This is a genomic window from Mesorhizobium sp. M0983, from assembly GCF_040318975.1.
Taxonomy (GTDB): domain Bacteria; phylum Pseudomonadota; class Alphaproteobacteria; order Rhizobiales; family Rhizobiaceae; genus Mesorhizobium.
Genome location: NZ_JAMYNH010000032.1, coordinates 1 through 18,063, shown reverse-complemented (window position 1 = coordinate 18,063; position 18,063 = coordinate 1). Strand labels below are relative to the sequence as shown.

General features: G+C 55.8%; 15 protein-coding genes and 1 pseudogene. 6 read left to right on the top strand and 10 right to left on the bottom strand.

Annotated elements, in window-relative coordinates; all coding sequences use genetic code 11:
* Window positions 1-65: 65 nt before the first annotated feature.
* The 4 genes from NKH71_RS30495 to NKH71_RS30480 all read right to left on the bottom strand — a co-directional run bounded on the left by NKH71_RS30495 (window position 66) and on the right by NKH71_RS30480 (window position 4,435).
* The gene (locus NKH71_RS30495; RefSeq protein ID WP_352895880.1) at window positions 66-1,031 is read right to left on the bottom strand and encodes a hypothetical protein; all 966 of its coding nucleotides are present in this window, start codon (window positions 1,029-1,031) and stop codon (window positions 66-68) included.
* A gap of 74 nt (window positions 1,032-1,105) precedes the next feature.
* Entirely contained in the window at window positions 1,106-2,290 is a 1,185-nt protein-coding gene (locus NKH71_RS30490; RefSeq protein WP_352895877.1) for a hypothetical protein, read from the bottom strand.
* On the bottom strand, window positions 2,290-3,117 hold the full coding sequence (locus NKH71_RS30485) for a hypothetical protein (RefSeq protein WP_352895874.1): 828 nt from the start codon (window positions 3,115-3,117) through the stop codon (window positions 2,290-2,292). The genes NKH71_RS30490 and NKH71_RS30485 overlap by 1 nt, the downstream gene beginning before the upstream one ends.
* Window positions 3,098-4,435, bottom strand: a complete 1,338-nt coding sequence (locus NKH71_RS30480) for a hypothetical protein (RefSeq protein WP_352895872.1) — start codon at window positions 4,433-4,435, stop codon at window positions 3,098-3,100. Before NKH71_RS30480 ends, NKH71_RS30485 begins: the two co-directional genes overlap by 20 nt.
* An 812-nt stretch (window positions 4,436-5,247) precedes the next feature.
* Here NKH71_RS30480 and NKH71_RS30475 point away from each other — a divergent pair.
* Both NKH71_RS30475 and NKH71_RS30470 read left to right on the top strand, forming a co-directional pair.
* A complete protein-coding gene (locus NKH71_RS30475) occupies window positions 5,248-5,847 on the top strand; it encodes a thermonuclease family protein (RefSeq protein WP_352895869.1) in 600 nt (199 codons plus the stop codon).
* Between the two features lie 681 nt (window positions 5,848-6,528).
* A complete protein-coding gene (locus tag NKH71_RS30470; protein WP_352895867.1) occupies window positions 6,529-7,605 on the top strand; it encodes a type I restriction enzyme HsdR N-terminal domain-containing protein in 1,077 nt (358 codons plus the stop codon).
* Window positions 7,606-8,292: 687 nt separating this feature from the next.
* On the opposite strand, the gene gmd is transcribed toward NKH71_RS30470, so the two are convergent.
* Entirely contained in the window at window positions 8,293-9,363 is a 1,071-nt protein-coding gene (gene gmd, locus NKH71_RS30465; protein ID WP_352895865.1) for a GDP-mannose 4,6-dehydratase, read from the bottom strand.
* 683 nt (window positions 9,364-10,046) lie between these two features.
* Entirely contained in the window at window positions 10,047-10,418 is a 372-nt protein-coding gene (locus NKH71_RS30460) for a hypothetical protein (protein ID WP_352895862.1), read from the bottom strand.
* A gap of 795 nt (window positions 10,419-11,213) precedes the next feature.
* Here NKH71_RS30460 and NKH71_RS30455 point away from each other — a divergent pair.
* Window positions 11,214-12,203, top strand: coding sequence for a nodulation protein NodZ (locus NKH71_RS30455; RefSeq protein WP_352895859.1), 990 nt, complete (start codon window positions 11,214-11,216; stop codon window positions 12,201-12,203).
* A gap of 371 nt (window positions 12,204-12,574) precedes the next feature.
* On the top strand, window positions 12,575-13,990 hold the full coding sequence (locus tag NKH71_RS30450; protein WP_352895856.1) for a mannose-1-phosphate guanylyltransferase/mannose-6-phosphate isomerase: 1,416 nt from the start codon (window positions 12,575-12,577) through the stop codon (window positions 13,988-13,990).
* 531 nt (window positions 13,991-14,521) lie between these two features.
* Here NKH71_RS30450 and NKH71_RS30445 read toward each other — a convergent pair.
* The 3 genes from NKH71_RS30445 to NKH71_RS30435 all read right to left on the bottom strand — a co-directional run bounded on the left by NKH71_RS30445 (window position 14,522) and on the right by NKH71_RS30435 (window position 16,281).
* Complete coding sequence (locus tag NKH71_RS30445) at window positions 14,522-15,712, bottom strand: tyrosine-type recombinase/integrase (RefSeq protein ID WP_352790436.1); 1,191 nt, start codon at window positions 15,710-15,712, stop codon at window positions 14,522-14,524.
* Window positions 15,712-15,963: a helix-turn-helix domain-containing protein gene (locus NKH71_RS30440; protein ID WP_023718689.1), complete on the bottom strand. Its 252-nt coding sequence runs from the start codon at window positions 15,961-15,963 to the stop codon at window positions 15,712-15,714. The genes NKH71_RS30445 and NKH71_RS30440 overlap by 1 nt, the downstream gene beginning before the upstream one ends.
* A 66-nt stretch (window positions 15,964-16,029) precedes the next feature.
* Window positions 16,030-16,281 carry a hypothetical protein gene (locus NKH71_RS30435; RefSeq protein ID WP_031193920.1) on the bottom strand — a complete coding sequence of 84 codons (252 nt, stop codon included), beginning with the start codon at window positions 16,279-16,281 and terminating at the stop codon, window positions 16,030-16,032.
* A gap of 538 nt (window positions 16,282-16,819) precedes the next feature.
* Between NKH71_RS30435 and NKH71_RS30430 the strand changes: the two genes are divergently transcribed.
* Complete coding sequence (locus NKH71_RS30430; protein WP_348633215.1) at window positions 16,820-17,296, top strand: SDR family NAD(P)-dependent oxidoreductase; 477 nt, start codon at window positions 16,820-16,822, stop codon at window positions 17,294-17,296.
* A 381-nt stretch (window positions 17,297-17,677) separates the two neighbouring features.
* Entirely contained in the window at window positions 17,678-17,800 is a 123-nt protein-coding gene (locus NKH71_RS33565; protein ID WP_352495923.1) for a hypothetical protein, read from the top strand.
* 68 nt (window positions 17,801-17,868) lie between these two features.
* Here NKH71_RS33565 and NKH71_RS30420 read toward each other — a convergent pair.
* Window positions 17,869-18,063: pseudogene (locus NKH71_RS30420) on the bottom strand (hypothetical protein); the annotation flags it as partial.

The following is an 18,063-nucleotide window of genomic DNA, read 5'->3' as shown; positions in this document are numbered from 1 at the left end:
AAAACTTGCCCGCTCGACGAGCGCGCAGCACCGATTGCGCAGGCGGCGTTGCGAATCTCGTTCACCTATGGGCCAATCGGTGCAGAACGCCGCATGCGGATTTCGATGCGCCGCCGCTCTTTTACGTCACCTTTTGCGCTGCCGTTAGAAAGGTTGTCGCCGGGAAGCACCAACTGACCGGCCGAGAATGGGACAATCTTGATGCCCTTCAAGCGGGGATCGGCTAGGAGAACGCTTGCGACTGATACGGCACGGGCCATGCCGAGACCAGCATTGTCGGCCGGGGTGAGTAGGCCGATCGGAACCTTTCCGGTTAATGCAGCGATTAGGTCGTCATCAAGATTGGAACGATTCGCACCCATCGGCTGCTCGTCCGTGTGCCCCACGACTTCGATCACATCAACTTTATATCGTGAGATCAGGTCTGCAACTTGATCGACAAGTGCCAATTTGCGTCGCTCAAAGTCCGGCGTCAGATCCGCTTTGCCCACAGCAAAGCTGTAACCGTCCGCTTCGCTCAAGGGGATAATAGGCGGCCAATCGTGCTCGCCAGTGCTTGATTGTTCACGATCCTGAGCGGCCTTGGCGAGGCGGATGAGTTCCTCAATGGGAACAGCGCTGAGCTTTTGGGAGGCTTCTGCTTTTTCCAGCGTTTCGACTTCTTGGAGGGAAGCAAAGATCTTCTCAGCTGTTAAGCCAGAGGAAAGGGAGGGCAGTAATTCCTTGAGTTCGGCAGCTTGCTTTAGCAACCCGTCGCGAGGCAGGCCTGCTTGGTCGATTTGTTTGGCGAACCTAAGATCCGTTGAAAGATTCTCCCAGTTGTCGGCAATTTTCTCGGGGAGGCCACTGTTTGCACGAAGCTGGTCGAGTAACTCTCTAAGCGTTTTTTGCTCATTCTCAAGCTCGGACACCTGCGTGTTGAGTGCCGTGAGCTTGCTTTGAAGGTCGAGGTTCTGGGCCTTGTAGCGTGTAAACACAACCGAGGTCGCTATGAGCAGGCAGAAGACCAAAAGGAGCATGATCTCTGCCATGGTCAGTCCGAGGACAACGCCCCGACGGTACGCGGCCATGTCATCTGCGATCTCCGCGCGACCTTGCATTCGTGCTACTCTTTCGGCTCGGTTGTCAATGGCGGCTGGCGTTGACTTAGCAGTCGGAAAAGGGCCTCCAGTCGACTGCCAATGACGTGAATAAGAGCCCGGTCCTCGGTCTGATTTTTGCTCGCTGAGTTGATAGCCTCCGTGATTGGCTGGAAGCGCTCTTCGTGGACTTCGATCGAACGGACGCTGCTTTGGATCGTTGTCAACGACGATGAGATGGCCGTAGCAAGCTCACGAATGGCATGGCTGTTCGATCGAATTTCCATTGCTGTGGAGCGGCTCTCGGCAACAACTTGGGAACCGGCGTCAGCGTGGCTTCGAACGAGAACGCCAAATTCTTCGACCGCCTTGGACAATGAACTAACGAGCGGCTCGATTTTGATTTCGATGATGTTGTCCGGAGTTTGCATCGCCGCCAGCTTATCGGTCGTCGCCTCGAATTGACTGACGATGCGTGTCGCAGCACTGGCAAGCTTCTTGTTCTCATCGGCAAGATGATTTGCCGCAGTCTCCAGACTTTCAGTTATGGTTCGGGCAAGTGATGTCAATGCAATGCTCGAGCTTTCCGAAGCGGCTTCAAAGGGCTTACGGGCCTGAGACGTCATATCTTCGAAGTTGCCGAGAATTCGGCCGGAAACTTCCTGCATGCCGCGTCGGACTTCTTCAAACCCTTCCGAAATCGCCTGGTGCGATGAGCGACGAAAATGGCTGAGTTCCACCACCGTCTTGTCCAACTCGCGGCGGACTTTGCGCGCAGCTTCGGACAACTCCAGACGCGCCGCGTGTTCGACTTCAACAGGATCGCGACGCATCTGATTGAAGATCACTCGAAGCGCGACGCCTGCGATGGTTGAGCCGATTGCCACGCCAAAATTGCGGACGATCTCTTCTGCGGCACCATCCGCCGAGAATTGATAGAGGGATACGCCGAGGCTCGTCAGCGTGAAAAGAAAACCCATGTAGTAAAGATTGTCGCCGGCTTGATCGTCGCGAATTCGCAAGAACCGGATGGCTTTTACCACGACTGCGTAAACCAGCATAACGACAACCGGGGTCGCGGTGACTACGAGAGCCGAATAGCGGTCCAGTTTGGCAGCGATGATAAAGCCGCAACCAAAAAGGACAAAAAGGGAGAATATGCCTGCGGTGTACCAGGCATCGCCGGCCCGTTCTTCAGCTTCGCGCGCCATTATCCAGCTCCCTGAAGCTTGTCGGCATCAAGCCGCGAGCCATGGCTTTCTGCAATCCAATCGCGCCAGAACTGAATGTGCTTCGCGCTGTCGATCTTAGTGTTCAGACGAACCAGGTATTTGACCGTCACCGCTGCGCCATGAAGATCCGTTCGCAAGCGCCGATAGGCAGGCGTGCGCGCAAATTCCTCGAACGCTAAGTTGCCTCTGTACTGTGAATAGTCTGACACATGCTCGATCATATCGGAGATGACCGTGAGGTTTTTCGGCATCTCCTCCGCTTTGCGGCCGGAAAATTGATCCACGGCAATACGCTGGATCGTTTCCATGATGGGTGAGGTATCAGACGGGGACCCCCCCAGGTTTTTAAGGGCGGCCTCGAGGGGGTCCTGAAAAGCTTGCTTCCAATGGTTTTTGGCTAGTTTGGGATTGGAATCGAAAGCACTCAGATCAGAGCCATCGCCAGGATTGCACCTGCTAAACACAACGGCGCCACCCGCAATGTTTGGGTCAAGCAGACGGAGCTCCAATAGGCCGTATTTCGGGGTCGTGTCAGCAATGTCCAGAAGGTAGGTCTTTATTTCGCTTTTGGTGATGTCGGGAAGATTGTCGGATCGATCGAGAAGCACGATCATCTTGGAATGTGGCCCATCTTCCGGACAAAGCGATTCCTGTGAAAGGGCTACTCGTGCTGGCCGACTTAGATACGAGTAGCCCAGGAAAACGGCAATCGCGACACAAACCAGGAGAATCGCCGCGGCGGTAATAATCTTTCCGATTTCGGAAGCGTCACCGGGGCGCCGCCTACTACGCTGACGGCGCGACATCTGAAGCCCTTTGTTCCGGAACGAGTTCATCGAGCTGGCGGTAGCGATCGACGGCGTTCTCGAATTCTCGGTGAATGGCACCGACCTGCTCGGTCAGCACGTCCTGTGTCGCAAGAATTCGATCACGCAGTTCTTCGCCTCTCCATTCGCCTGCCATGCTTGCAACGACCGGTATTCGTTGAAGCTTGTATGGGGCAGAGAAGCGCTTGGGCGGCTTGGTACTACGTGCTGCCTTGTTTGCCTCCCTGTAGGTAGACAGGAGCAGGGTTGCAGTCCGTTCCAACTGATTTTGGTGTTCTGCAAATAGCTGGATGAAGCGTGCGCGATTGGTAAGGATCGCATCATGCTCTCCGCGCCGGACGGAGAGGTCACGGTTCAATTCCTCCATCTCATCGCGGTAATCATCTCTAATGTCGCTGAGTCTGTCGATAAGCGCCCGCCGCCCCCTGGAATAGGCTGCCCGGCGCTCCTCAAGCCGCTTCTGCGTAGCAGCGAAGCCGGGATAAGGGTCTGACAAAAACAGCCCATCGATAAACGCGATGAGCGAGAATAATGTGCCGATTGCCAAAAACACCCACGAGTTTACATCGTCCAATTGCAAGGGTATGTGCCGCATGCGCTCCATGACGAGCCGACCCGGGTTCTCGGCCAATATTGCTGATACATCACGGTAGTGTGCCAGGGCAAGATTCAATCCTAGCGCGACCGCGATGTAGAATGCCAGGCTCACGAAACCTATGAGTTTGCGAAGCAAAGAGCGGTGATTGAGTTGAACCACGCCAAATAGCGCAAGAATCAAGGCGCAAGTGATATTCACAAGTGCGAAGGAGAAAGCTAGGGCAATACCCCCTAACAAGCCACTTTCATTGCCGACGGCCAAAAACTGTCCATTCAGAATGGTCTCGAATACAAAGATGCAGACGAGGATAGCGATCTTCAAAAGCGTGCTCGCGCGGCCCTGAACCCGTGCGCTACGAGACAGGTTATGCGTGCGGCGGAATTCGTCACGCTCGTTGTGAGCCTCTCGGAAATTGTCTCGTAGGCTGTGTAGGTCATCCAGCCCTTTCGCAACTTCGGCCTTGAACTCGCCAACGCATGCAGGAGCGGCATGGCGAATGGCGGCGAACTTACCCTCAAAATCCAGTGAGGAGAGGCGTTCGGAATAGGTGCGAAGCTCGTCTTCAAGCGCACCGTGAGACTGTTTTTTTTCCATTTCGACGCGTTCGATTATCGCGGCTTCAATGTCGTCAAGGGACGTGGAAATGGAAGGCGGCTCGTTCCTTTCGCCTCGTTCTTGACCGAGATCTTCGAGCCGCATCTCTCTTGCGATACGGTTTGCATCTAGATCAGGAAAAGTCTCAATCGAGGCGACTTTATCGTGAGGCGGCCGTCGCGCGCTTTCCAACAGACCCGATAATGCCCTGCTTACCAAAATGCGTCCCGCCCATAGTTACCCGCTTTTCGTTGAAATACCGAGTAAAAGTAAAAGAGTGGCAACGTCAAGGCGCGCCAATTTCACGAGGCGCCGCCATTCTCCGGAGGATGGAATTAGTTCACGGTGCTACCCGGGCGTAGGGAGCCTGTCAGGCAATCTGTCACATCGCTAATATTACAGATTTCCACGACGACTTAAATATCGATCGGCCGCCATACCACGTACGCAAAAACGGCGGCCACTGAGTAGTTTTCGCAGCGAACTTCCTGTCCATGTCGAAGTAAAAGACCAAAAATCGAGACCGCCAGCTCGCACGATTTTTTACCATCCGGGCAATTTCACGGCCTCGTTTGCTTCCCCTTGCGCGCACATTAACATTGCGCGATGTTATCTGCGCTATGGGAGGGCTTAGGCAATGAAAGGGGTCGTGATCATCGGGACTTTGGCTGGCCGCCAGCCAGGGAATATGTGGGGCGTGAGCCCAACCGGCGGTTGATGTGATGGGCAAGATCACTCGCTTCGGCAGGCAATCCGCAGAATCTGGACGGCTAGGACCTCTCCGAGCGTCCATTTGGATTGCGACATGTTTAGCGGCTCTCGTGGCGGTCGGCTATATCAATGTGGGCCGTTCCGATTTGGGAAAACTCCAAATCCTTCGGTCTCTGGACGACCCGGGCCCGCTCGAGGGAGTCGCATTGGTCATTGATGGCGACACGATTGAAATTCATGGGCGGCGCGTTCGCCTCAACGGCATTGACGCTCCCGAAAGCAGCCAACTATGCGACGATGCAAAGGGCTTTCGCTACCACTGCGGTGCAAAGGCAGCAGCGGCCCTCCGCGAGTTTCTTTCGAAATCAAGGCCGACCCGCTGCCAGTTCGTCAGTTGGGATCGATATGGCCGTTACGTTGGCAGCTGTACTCGTGTGGACGCGGTTAGCGTTGCTGGCTGGTTGGTCGAGAACGGTCATGCGCTCGATTGGCCGAAATACAGCAGTGGAGCCTATGCCTCGCAACAGGCTGCGGCAAAGGCTTCAAAGCGCGGCATCTGGATCGGAGTTTTTCAAGCGCCTTGGGACTGGCGCACTAACCACCGGGAGGCCGAACATTCGCCCAGCAAGCCACCACTAGGCCTGGTCAGCCCGCATGCTCTTGCGCAAAGTTGGTCCTGCCAACCCCGCCGAACATGCCCTCAGATCAGTTCATGTGACGAGGCAAATTGGTATTTGAACAACTGCTCCTGGGGCGGGAAGCTGGACCGCGACAGCGATGGCCTTCCGTGCGAGTCACTATGCTGATTGTGCTCAATGGTCAGCTTGTGACCGACCCTGACCGGAGAAACCGGAGGCCTTCAGATGGTCGACATACGCTTGTTCGTGGATCGAACCACATTCCCAAAGGATTTCAAGAAATAGATCGAAAGAAACAGGTTTCCCGAGTGCTCCCTTTGCAACAGCCTGATCCAGAGCTGTAAGATACCGGCAGGGTCAGGTGGCCGACGTATGTTGTGTTTTACGAACTTCATACGTCAAAGTTTAAGGGTAACGAAGGGTTCAATCAAACGAAAACAATGGCCCGCACGCGGGTTTTCACATGAAGCTTAGCTTGAGGTCCACAGTACAGCGTCTCATTTCACAAGAATATTAAGACCTAAGAGCCCCTGAGAGGCTTTGTACCCAGTCGGATGGGTCAGTCGTGTAGGGCTCGGGCATACGTCGCCGGATTCCGCGCTGCGTGCTCGACCTCACAGCCATTTTGAACACATCGGTTGGTCGCACGGCATTCCGTCTTGACGAGCCGGGTAGCCTCCTCAGCATGTCGATATCGGACCGTGCACGTCAAACCGGCCATCGCAAATCGTTGAGCGACCTTGTATGCGCGATGTGGCATTCGCCTCTTTCTAAGAGGCCAGATTACATTGACTTGCGCAAACGGAATTTTTGCACGATCTTACCTATCTCAATTTGGGGGAGGGGCTCATGAGTGTTGAAGAAAAACTTCGCGTTCTTGCTGATCGCATCAAGACGCATTCGAGCGCAATGCTTACAGAGGAGGCCTTAAAGACAGCGATAGTACTGCCCTTTCTCTCAGCGTTAGATTACGACGTTTTCAATCCTGACGAGGTCATCCCTGAATTTTGTGCCGACGCAGTGGGGAAGAAGGGCGAGAAAGTTGACTACGCCATAAAAATTGACGGGGAAATCAGGATTCTTGTTGAATGCAAACCGATAACCACAGTTCTTGATCGAGTACATCTCGCGCAGTTATACAGGTATTTTTCCGTCACTAACGCAAAATTCGCCATTTTGACGAACGGTCGCGCGTTCCATTTTCATACGGACTTAGTTGCACCAAACAAGCTCGATGACCGACCGTTCCTCACGTTCGATCTTTCGGACCTACAGGGGCAATTGATCTCCGAGTTGAAGAAATTCGCGAAAGCGGATTTCAATGTGGATGGGATTCTGCAATCCGCTCACCGCTTGAAATATACATCGGCGATCAAGAAAGAAATTGGAAGCGTGATGGAGAATCCACCAGAGGATTTTGTGCGGATGGTGACTGGCGGCCTTTACCAAGGACGGTTCACCGCCCAGGTGAAGGAGCAATTCACACCCATGGTCAAAGCGGCTTTTCGCGAGATCGTTCGAGAATCCGTTCAGTCACGTCTTTCCACAGCGTTGGCCGAGACTGAGGTTTCAGAAATTGGCGCCGACGGACTTGGCGCCGAAGAAGAGGTTGTGACCACTGAGGACGAGCGAGAGGGCTTCATGGTTGTGCGGGCAATCGTCCGGGACCTTTTAAAGCCAGCCAGGGTGATCATGCGCGATCAGAAAAGCTATTGCGGGATCCTGGTCGACAACAACAACCGTAAGCCCTTGGCTCGGCTGTGGTTTAACAGGTCGGTTAAATATCTTGGGCTTTTCGATTGTGAGAAGGAAGAGAAGGTTAAGATCGACTCGCTCGACGAAATCTATGACCACGCCGATCGCTTGCGAGCTACCGCGAAGGAATATCTTTCCGGGGCAATCGCGGCGCCCTCGATTGCTTCATGACTTTGAACGGTTCGGAAGTCCGCGCTACGCGCCTTCTTCGAAGCTTGATCCCGCGCGATGTGGCGCCCATGTGCCTTATCAACTTTCAATGGGCTCAGTCCGCCAGACGTCTTTCGGCAGATGAGCATGCCGGTTGTTTCCAGAATAAAAGTTGTTCCCGGCGAATTTGCCCCCCACTGATACTGACGACGCACGCGGTCGGTTGGCGTGTTCATACTTCAGATGAGTGATGAGGCAATGGATGGTCCGGCCGACGTGGGAAGCGGTCGTTGGTCTCGTCCCAACGAGCAAGTAGCGCCCCTAAGCTGACTCGCCGGCGGACAGGGAGCGGTTGGCCGTGCCGCCCGGGTCGGTTACGAGGCTAGAGCCAGAACGGGTCCCAGGCGTCAGCTCGTGGATGTGCTCCGGCCGTCCAACTCCAGTCGGGCTACGCCCTGCCTGCGTTCCAACCCGCCAGCATTCTCATTTTAATTGACGCAACGCTCACAGCTTCATTGTCGCGCCGCAGGTTCCGCTGTGGACCAATCAACTACAGACTGCCGGTTGGTTATGGGTCGGTAACGGAACTACCGCTTTCCGCGGCAACAACTTTGCAGTCTTCAGACGCCGAGGCGGCGTACAACAGCGCTACCCACCATACCCTTGTTGCCCGCGACCCACTACGGCTTTTTCCCTTCAGATCGTACATTATGCTTCCTTCATTATTACCGATGTCTGCATGACCTTGAGGTCTTCCCGCACCATTTCCGCGGCGAGCTCGCGCACGGATGTCTCATGCATCCAGCCGAGCTTCTCCTTCGCCTTGGTGGCGTCGCCCAGGAGAAGATCGACTTCCGTGGGGCGGAAGTAGCGTGGGTCTACTTGGACCAGGCATCTGCCGGTCTCGACATCATAGCCCTTTTCGTCGACTCCCTCACCACGCCATTCGAGCTCGACGCCGACATCTTCGAAAACCCATTCGACGAATTGGCGGACAGGGGTCGTCTTGCCCGTCGCCAGCACGTAATCATCCGGTTGATCCTGCTGCATCATCATCCACATACCACGCACGTACTCACGCGCATGGCCCCAATCGCGTTGAGCATCGAGATTGCCGAGATAAAGCTTGTCCTGCTTGCCGAGGTAGATAGCAGCGGCGGCGCGGGTGATCTTGCGCGTCACAAAAGTTTCGCCGCGCAGTGGGCTTTCATGATTAAAGAGAATGCCGTTGGAAGCGTGGATACCATAGCCCTCGCGATAGTTGACCACGATCCAGTAGGCGTAGAGCTTGGCGGCGGCGTAAGGGCTGCGCGGATAAAAGGGCGTTGTTTCGTTCTGCGGTACGGATTGCACGAGGCCGTAGAGCTCTGAAGTCGAGGCCTGATAGAAGCGGGTCTTGTCCTTCAGACCGAGGAGGCGGATCGCCTCAAGAAGTCGCAATGTTCCGATACCGTCGGCGTTTGCTGTGTATTCCGGCGTTTCGAACGACACCTGGACATGGCTCTGAGCGGCCAAGTTGTAAATCTCGTCTGGCTGGGATTCCTGAACTACTCGGATGAGATTGGTCGCATCAGTGAGGTCACCGTAATGCAAAATTAGGCGCGGATCGGGATCGTGCGGGTCTTGGTAGATGTCTTCGATGCGACCCGTGTTGAAGGAAGAGGAACGTCGCTTAATCCCATGAACGATGTAGCCTTTTTCCAGCAGAAGACGGGTAAGATAGGCACCATCCTGTCCCGTTATGCCCGTAACCAGAGCAACTTTCCTGTTCTCGCCCATTTTCTTCCTGCTCTATTATAGTTGAAGTTTCGAATCTGGCTCGCCACACCGCCAGCAAACTGCGGCCCGCCCCATAGCCTATGGTAGGACTTCGACAGATGCGGTGCGGAGCTCGTCATTGACAGTGTCAGCCAGCGAGCACACCTGCTCCTGCTTCGAGGCATAGCAAAACAGAGTCTCGCCGCTAACCTGCCTAAGTCGCACATGCGGGCTGCTTTGCGCTAACCAGGTAATCTTTGCCTGCTTCAGCGTCTTCTAATGGAAATTGTTTTGATCCGTGAAATCGATTGTTTGGATGAGGTGCATCCATAAAGTGGATTGTTTGACAGCGCAGCGCGGCACCATCGGCGGCACAACCGTGGGTGCTAGGTTTCCCTCCGCGGGAAGACAAAGTTCGTGTCAGTGGGCGGCTTCGGGCGAACCGCACGTCTGAGACGGCGGCGAAAAGCGCGGGTAAGGCATTACGTATTGACCTCCATGAATTTCGGGCGGCGAGCCGGAAAACGGTGGCTGGGCTTCAACGAGCTTCAACGATGGGGGACGAAGCGACCATCAAACTGTGTTTCATACGTAGGCGATTCGCAGTGCGGCGGATTTGAACGGCTGCCTTTGCCAGCCCTCGCCATCGCATCCGGCGAAGGTCGTAGCTTCGTTTCCAGGTACCGAAGATCTTCTCGATCCGACTACAAATTCTGTGGATCGGTGGTTCCAGGCGTCGAGCTTTCGGCCTCGTCGCGCCCCCACATAGCGGTTGCGATGATGCGCGGCCTTCCACGCTTGGCGCGCACCGCGTCGCCGAGATGATTGCCTGGGTAGGCGCTGTCGGCAAACCCTTCGCCGGGATTGTCGGGCAGAGCATCAGGAACGGCGTTGCCGTCCTCGGTGTGGGCGCCGTGACGGCGATCTCCTCGACAAGGGCCGTATCGGCGTAGGCACCGAAATGGGCTTTGAAGCAATGAAACGCTGGTCGGCCCTTGTGCTTGACCCTGGCCCTCTTCATCGTCTTCGCTGGCCGAGGCGATGATCGCCGCATCGACAAGCGTGCCGATCTTCACCTGGATCGCTGAACTGGCGGGTGATCTCGGCGAACAACAGGGTCATGAACCTCAAGGGCCTTTCGAAAACGGACGAAAGCGGGTTCGCACAGGTGTCGGCTCCGACACCCAGAACCAGCAGAACCGTCGGAACGATCCTCCACATGGTTGCAGACGCCAAAATTCCTCTCTCGGCCGTCGTCGCACAGCATCGCGTGCCAGTCGCTCAGTCCAGCCGGATCGAAAGCTATCCGGCAGGAGTTGCGCCATGTTGGCGCACTTGAAAGCGTCAGAGGGCGCCGTGTCGCATCTTTCGATGGGACCGGACGCCATGATGGCCATAAATGACGTGGATGGCCTGCGCCTGACATTCGACGGCTGCCGGGTCCTGCACATCCGTCCTTCAGGAAACGCCCCGCAAATGCCATGTTAGGTTGAGGCAGTTAAGAATTGGACTTGAAAAAGGGACTTTGTGGACTGCCTCGACCGGCTGTTTCGCTTAGCAAGGCGCGGCCCCACGTCAGCAGAGCTCATCGTCAAGGAACGCCTTAGTATCCAACACATGGATGGGCCACATCCACGCAATCAATTTTACACATGTCGCCGGGCGCATTAGAGAACGCTGAATTTAAACCGGAGCGAGTGTACCGGCGTCAAGATTTGCGAGCGTCACAGAGATAAGGATAGGCAGTGCTGACGGAGCTCTCTGCCCCACGGCGCAGCCTCTACCAAATCGCCCGGCGTAACGGTCGACTAGTATCGATTAAGAGATCCCAAGTCAGATGCAACCTCGTCTCTGAAACGAGATTTCCGAAAATGCAGGTCAGTGGATTGGTAAAGCGCCGGTTCGTCGTCTCTCAGAGGCGTACGGGGTTCGGTGATTGTCTGTGGTCGCTGGCGGCCGCTTGGCGCTACGCTCAGCGGTCGGGACGAACGCTCGCCGTCGACTGGCGCGGGTCCTGCTATCTCGACCAACCCTTCACAAATGCCTTTCCGGTGTTCTTCCAACCGATCAATGACATCGCTGGCGTACCGGCTATTTGCGACGACCGGATCAACGACTTTTCCTTCCCGGGTCCCTTCTTCCCGGAGTGGTGGAATAGGCCAGCGATCGACTGCCTTTACCGCCCAGATGAGCAGATTTTCCAAGAGCGCGACGCGTTGGGCGAGCTCTTTCAGGCCGAACACGATGTCGAAGCGAACACAGTAGTGTGTGACGCTTGTTTGATGTGGCGCTGCGATGAGGATGCCGAGCGGCAGGTCTTCCAGAGTGTCAAGCCTCGGTCTGAAATTCAAACACGCATAGATGCCATTTACCAAGAATGTTTTGAGGGGCACAGCATCATCGGGGTTCATGTTCGACATGGTAACGGTGAAGACATCATGGACCATGCGCCCTACTGGGCCGATCCGGAGTTCGCCGTTCGACAAGTGTGCACTGCGGTTGATAAGGCTAAAGCGTTACCGCACCCCAAGCCTGTGCGGCTGTTCTTGTGCACGGACAGCGCGCAGATCCTGGATCACCTGTCGGCCAGGTTTCCCGATCTTCTCACCGTCCCCAAGCGTTTCCGATCCGATCAAGATGGCCCCTTGCACACTGCAGCACTCGGGATTGACGGCGGAATTTCCGCCCTCGTTGAGATGTATCTTCTCGGGCGCTGCGATACCGTAATTCGGTTTCCTCCGACGAGCGCCTTTACACGATATGCACGCCTTTTCGTACCGCGGGTAATTGAGTTCAATCTGAAGGACCCAAGTCGTTTGATTTTGATAGAAGGCAGCCAAAGAATCTCTCATCTTGATTAGGACCCGCTATCTGGACAATTCGGCAGATGCAACGAACAGGCATAGAGACATCGACCGCAGTCCACGAGAGGCGGGCCATGGCATACGCTAAATGTCCCGCAGCTGCTCAGCTTGATCCGCAGGCTCGAGGATCCGGACACACTGCAGCAGTTCTTGGCTCCATTCGGGACTGTTGCCGACGTCGATGAAAACCGACGGCCTTAGGGCACGAATACAGAATGACGAGATCATTCATCTGCGGCCGTCCGGCAACGCGCCAGAACTTCGCTGTTACTCGGAGCGCCGCAAGACCATCCCAGAGCGACGGCGGTCGTGACGCTGACGCTAAGGGCGCGGGCAATGACGTCCAGAGACGAAATCGAGGTTGTTTAATGAAAGTGGTTCCTGTCATTATCAGCGGTGGAGCCGGATCGCGGCTATGGCCCGCTTCGAGGCAATCGCACCCCAAACCTTTCCTCAAAGTAGCCGATGGACATTCTCTCATTCAGCACACTGTGCTGCGCGCCGCTTCGATAGAGGGCGTAGTGGAACTCGTCGGTGTGATATCCGGCGAACACCTCTTCGTTACGAAGGACGACTTTGACGAACTGGATTCCGTGGTCCTGCCGCGCACCTTTCTGCTCGAGCCTGAAGGCCGCGATACGGCCGCCGCCGTGGCGGCAGCCGCCATTCATGCCCGGGCAACGCAAGGCACTGACGCAATTCTATGCGTCTTCCCGGCCGATCACATGGTTGGAAACCTGCCTGCATTTTTAGACGTCATGGGCCGGGCCATCGAACATGCGAAGCTCGGGCGGATCGCCACATTGGGCATCACCCCAACCAGACCGGACACCGCATTCGGCTATATCGAAGCGGATGGTGAGAAAGTCGTCCGTTTCGTTGAAAAACCGGATCTGGACACAGCCAAAGCCTATGTCGCGTCCAAGCGCTTCTTCTGGAATGCCGGCATTTTCTGCTTTAGCGCACAAACCATGCTCGACGAGATGGCATCGCATTGCCCCGCGGTGATCCAGGCCGTCTCCGACAGCTACGAGAACGGCCGGTTCAGTCAAGGCGATGGCTTTGCCAAAATCGAACTCGCGCCTGAGCATTTCGGCTCCGCGCCGCGAATCTCGCTCGACCACGCTGTCATGGAGAAGACGAATAAACTTGCCGTGGTTCCCTGCGACATGGGTTGGAACGACATTGGATCCTGGAACGCAATGGCCGATTTGATCGTCCCCGACGAAAGCGGGAACAGGATCCGCGGCGATGTTCACATGGTCGACACGACCGGCAGCTACGTGAGCTCCGACAAGCGCGTCATCGGAACGGTCGGCGTCAGCGATCTGGTGATCGTGGATTCCCCGGATGCTTTGCTCGTCGCATCCCGCGACCGCGTTCAGGACGTTAAGAAGCTGTTCGAGGGCCTCAAGGCTTCCGGACATGAAGCTCATCTGGTCCCTAGCACCGTACACCGGCCATGGGGTACTTATACGGTTCTAGAGGAAGGCGAGCGCTTCAAGATCAAACGCATCGAGGTGAAGCCCGGTAGACGTTTGAGCCTGCAAATGCACTACCATCGCTCCGAGCACTGGGTGGTGGTCAGCGGGTCTGCGAAAATAGTCAACGGCGACCGGGAGCTGTTCCTGGCGACCAACGAGTCGACCTACATCCCTTGCGGCCATACGCATCGGCTGGAAAACCCTGGCAGAATCGACCTTGTGATCATTGAAGTGCAGAGCGGCGACTATCTCGGCGAGGATGATATCGTGCGCTTCGACGACGTTTATGGTCGGACGTAGATTTCACCTGCGCATGACGAGAACGGTCAACGTGTCGCTGGCTAATTGCCACTAGGAAGGCTGAACGCTCATTCAGGAACGACGCTTGTGGAATCGGAAATTGACCGAGGCAGATTGGCAGCGGGTGCAACGGGAGGCGGTGACGCTAACTTGGCAGAACTAGTCTTGGTCTAGGATGAAACTGCAATGCCAATCGCCAATTCGAACGTCTCGAAATGGTGCATCATTCCTGCTCAGGCCCCGAAACTCTTGAGCTAGGCGGATGTCACTCGTTCGTGGGCGAATGAACGCAATCGGCATCAGAAGGTGGGACAAAATAACCGGAAAACATTGGAAAGCATAGTAACGCAACACAGTCCCACTGTCGAATAAGCCTTTGATATTTCTGACTTTCCAAGCACCCTCCGGGCCCACCATAACCATTTGATTTTATTGAGGAAAATACGCTTCGGCCCAAAACGTTTTGGGCCTATTATGGGCCCAAAAAAGGGCGGCCGATGTGCCACCCTCCGCTTGGTCGGGTTGATTCACTCATTTGATGACGCGCAGAGGTATCCGTTGCTTCATGGCGTCGCGTTTGGCTTCCCGCTCGTTGATGGCGCGGGCGATATCGACAGCCATCCGTTTCTTATTGGCCTCTCGCACATAGTGGTCTGTTACCGTCATTGAAGAATGCCCCATCGCCTCCATGATAGTGCGGGCTTGGATGTTGCATTCGGCGAGATACGTGCCGAAGGTACGGCGCAGCCCGTGCAGGGTGTAGCCCTCCGGGATGCCGGCCTGCTTGTTCCAATGTGCCATCATGCCAGTGAGGCTCTTTTTGGAGAACGGACGCCCATAGGCGTGCTTCAATACCGTCCCACCCTTAGAGCGATCTAATGGCACTAAAGCTTGCGCCAGCTTGTCCACAACAGGGATGAACATCTCGCGCCCGCCATGACGGTTGCGATTTTTCTGCTGTCGGAAGTCGAAGGCTTCGATTGTTTCCAAGGAGCCATCGAACAATTCGATCTCCTCGAGGACCAAATCGTCCCATTCCAGTGAGGCGATATCGCCGCGTCGGTTCCCGAGCCAGAAACCGAGCGCATAGCAGGTGCGCGGCGCTGATCCGATTGGATGGTGCGCCTCGAACTTTTCACGAATGGCGATCGGCCAGGCGGGATTGGCAGTCGATTTTGGAATGCGGACACGGATCGACAGCGAGGGATCGTCCTGCGGCTTGATCCATTTCTCAACTTCGATCGCCACCCATAGGAGCTTCTTGATTGCCACCAGCAGGTGCTTGGCAACCGTCCGGTTGGTGGCAAAGACACTTTGGATAATCGCACGCAAATGGTCGGCATCGAGATGTTCCACCGGCGTGTTGCGCCAAGTCAGCGGATAGGCAGGATCGACCTGCATCCGAAGGAAGCGTTCAATAAGCCGGGCATTCTTCTGCTGCGTCGCTTCGTCGAAGTCCAGCCATTCCATCGTCGCTTCAAGTCGGCGCGCAGCATGACCAAATGTCTTTGGCAACGCCAGACCGGGCAAGTCAATGATGACGGCCTTTTGACCTTGGCCTTGCGTTGCCTGTTCATAGGCGGCTTCGAACTCAGGATCGCCTGGTCTGCCAGGAAGCCGAATTTCGGGCATTCCTTTGCCGCGATAGCGATAGACGAGCTTTCCGTTCTTGATGCGCGACGAAACGCCGGGGTAGAGGACATCTTTGAATGATCTGGCCATTAGATCTCACTTTGAGTTTTCCGCTGCCGTTGCTTCACAGGCGAGGAATCCTCCAGCATTGCCTGAAGCGAAAGGGTCTTGCTTTCTATAGCAACGCGCAGAAGTACCGGGTAAGGGAAGCCACGACCTTGCTCTATACCTTCAAGAGTGCGTTTCGGTATTCCCAAGACGTTGGCTGCACTCTCGGCGGTGAATCCTCCCTTCGCCCGCCAGGCTTTCACTTCTCGCGCGAGCTTTTCATTGTCGTTCACATCATCTCATCCGCTCAGGCGGTGACTGTACTACGCCTGCAGCGTATACGCAATGTGCGTAGTTGCTTATCTCCTTGTCGGCTCTCGTTTGCTCCGCTCCAATAGTTGTTGCAGACCATTGTCTTTGTCTGGCAGGGCGGAGAAAGCGATATCGAGCGCCACACGATCCCAGATCGCGCGACTGTTGACGTGCTTAGGCCTCGGCATGCGGCCGTCAGCAACCATGTCGTCGAATAGTGTCGATCCGACACCGACATAGCGCGCTGCTTCCTCACGAGAGAGGCCGCGGGGTGGGTACGAAAGCGTGTCACTCTTCATAGACGCGGCCTCGACAACGTCGGCATCGAAACAGCACAACGATATCAAATCCAGACGGTTGACTGTTTCGACAAGCCTCAGTCCCGATAAACGGGGCCATATTGCAGTCGGCACAACAAATCCACATCCCGCACCATCCGGTAATGAAGAGATCGTGTTGCCCTAGATAAGAGATGTTGCGTGGTGCGGAAGCTGCCTCGCCGGCTCGTTCGGGAAAGGCGAGTAGCGACCTGCAAATCGGACAGGGTAAGATGCGGCAGAATGTTCCGGTGCAGATGTCGGGGGTTCAAGTCGCTAGACCGCTACATCGCGACACCCACTATCGAGGATGCCTTCTTCTACTATTGGCGTCACGCCACTTAGCCGCAAGTCCCGATTCTTGAGGACCAGGAGTTTTGGCCTAAGCCTGGTGCCTTTGAAGCGCTCACCCACGCAGAAAGCATATTGGAAAGTAGAGGTAAGTAATAAAGCTGATAATTTCACAAAAGTGATGCCAGGATTATATATTGTTTGCACTGATTGATAATGCAATGCTGGCATTCTGTCGAACCACAAAATGGCAGATACCTCGATCGAGGAATGGCGAAGGGTCAACATAGTCAACGTAGAAGCCGCATTCCTTCTCGCCCAGATATTTCTTCCAGGGATGCGCTCGAAACGGTGGGGTCGGGTGATCAATATCTCCTCCTATGCCGCCAAAAGCGGAGGCTTGACCGCAGGGACGGCGTATTCAGTTTCGAAGAGCGCGATGATCGGGCTGACCTTTTCAATTGCCCGCGAGACCGCTGGCCAGGGCGTGACCTCGAATGCAATTGCGCCCGCCTACGTAATGTCGCCGATGGTTTCCGAACAGCTCAACGACGAACAGCGCGCGGCCCAGCTTGCTCAAATCCCGGTCGGGAGATTTTGCGAACCTCAAGAAGTCGCCCACACCGTTTCATTCCTCGCGTCTCCTCTAGCCGGTTTCATCACGGGCGAGGTTATCGATATGAACGGTGGTCTCCATTTCGATTGAGCTGCATACAATGGAAAATCGTCTTTCTCACGCCAATTTGGCGCTCGCATCAGCCGGTGTCCAAATTCATCGGTACGATCGACGGAGTGTGACGCCCGGAATCGTGCATCTCGGTATCGGCAACTGGCACAGGGCCCATCAGGCAATCTATACGGATGATTGCCTGGCCGCGGGACAACTCGATTGGGGCATGATTGCAGCCTGCTCCGGAGTTCGGACACGCGGGACGCGCTTGCTCCCCAAGATGGTTTGTACACAGTTGTCAGTCGTCAAGATGAACAGACGAGCCTTCGGATAGTCGGTTCTATCGGCCATATTCTTGTCGCACCGGCGGGCCCCGCTCAGCTGCTGGAGGCGCTTTTGGACCCGCGGATCAGGATCGTGACTTTGACAGTCACCGAGAAGGGCTACACGGTCATCTCGGGCGGCGGCTCCGGCCACGAGCCGGCCCATGCCGGTTTTGACGGTACGACGGCTTCACTGTTGCCCGCAGCCGCCCGGTAGTTTGTTCGCGTCTGCTTGGCGGGCCTGCGTCACGCCCCGCCGTCCAGTGGGCTATCGAGTTCGTGCCTTCAAGACGCGTTAACTAGAAGCTGAACGTCTGCACGACGCGGGTCGCGTCCCCACAGGTGGTGTAGCTCGGCGGTAGCGAAGCCGCTCGCGGGCGCGCCCTCGATAGCGCTGTAGCGAGCGAGCGGCTTTGCGGTGGTCATCGACAGTTCGCCGGTAAGGTCGGGTTGCTGACACCAACCTGATTCGAAGGAACC

Coding starts and splice junctions, on each gene's coding strand:
- NKH71_RS30495 (WP_352895880.1), bottom strand. CDS start 1,031: ATGGCAGAGATCATGCTCCTTTTGGTCTTCTGCCTGCTCATAGCGACC.
- NKH71_RS30490 (WP_352895877.1), bottom strand. CDS start 2,290: ATGGCGCGCGAAGCTGAAGAACGGGCCGGCGATGCCTGGTACACCGCA.
- NKH71_RS30485 (WP_352895874.1), bottom strand. CDS start 3,117: ATGTCGCGCCGTCAGCGTAGTAGGCGGCGCCCCGGTGACGCTTCCGAA.
- NKH71_RS30480 (WP_352895872.1), bottom strand. CDS start 4,435: ATGCGGCTCGAAGATCTCGGTCAAGAACGAGGCGAAAGGAACGAGCCG.
- NKH71_RS30470 (WP_352895867.1), top strand. CDS start 6,529: ATGAGTGTTGAAGAAAAACTTCGCGTTCTTGCTGATCGCATCAAGACG.
- gmd (WP_352895865.1), bottom strand. CDS start 9,363: ATGGGCGAGAACAGGAAAGTTGCTCTGGTTACGGGCATAACGGGACAG.
- NKH71_RS30455 (WP_352895859.1), top strand. CDS start 11,214: ATGCAGGTCAGTGGATTGGTAAAGCGCCGGTTCGTCGTCTCTCAGAGG.
- NKH71_RS30450 (WP_352895856.1), top strand. CDS start 12,575: ATGAAAGTGGTTCCTGTCATTATCAGCGGTGGAGCCGGATCGCGGCTA.
- NKH71_RS30445 (WP_352790436.1), bottom strand. CDS start 15,712: ATGGCCAGATCATTCAAAGATGTCCTCTACCCCGGCGTTTCGTCGCGC.
- NKH71_RS30435 (WP_031193920.1), bottom strand. CDS start 16,281: ATGAAGAGTGACACGCTTTCGTACCCACCCCGCGGCCTCTCTCGTGAG.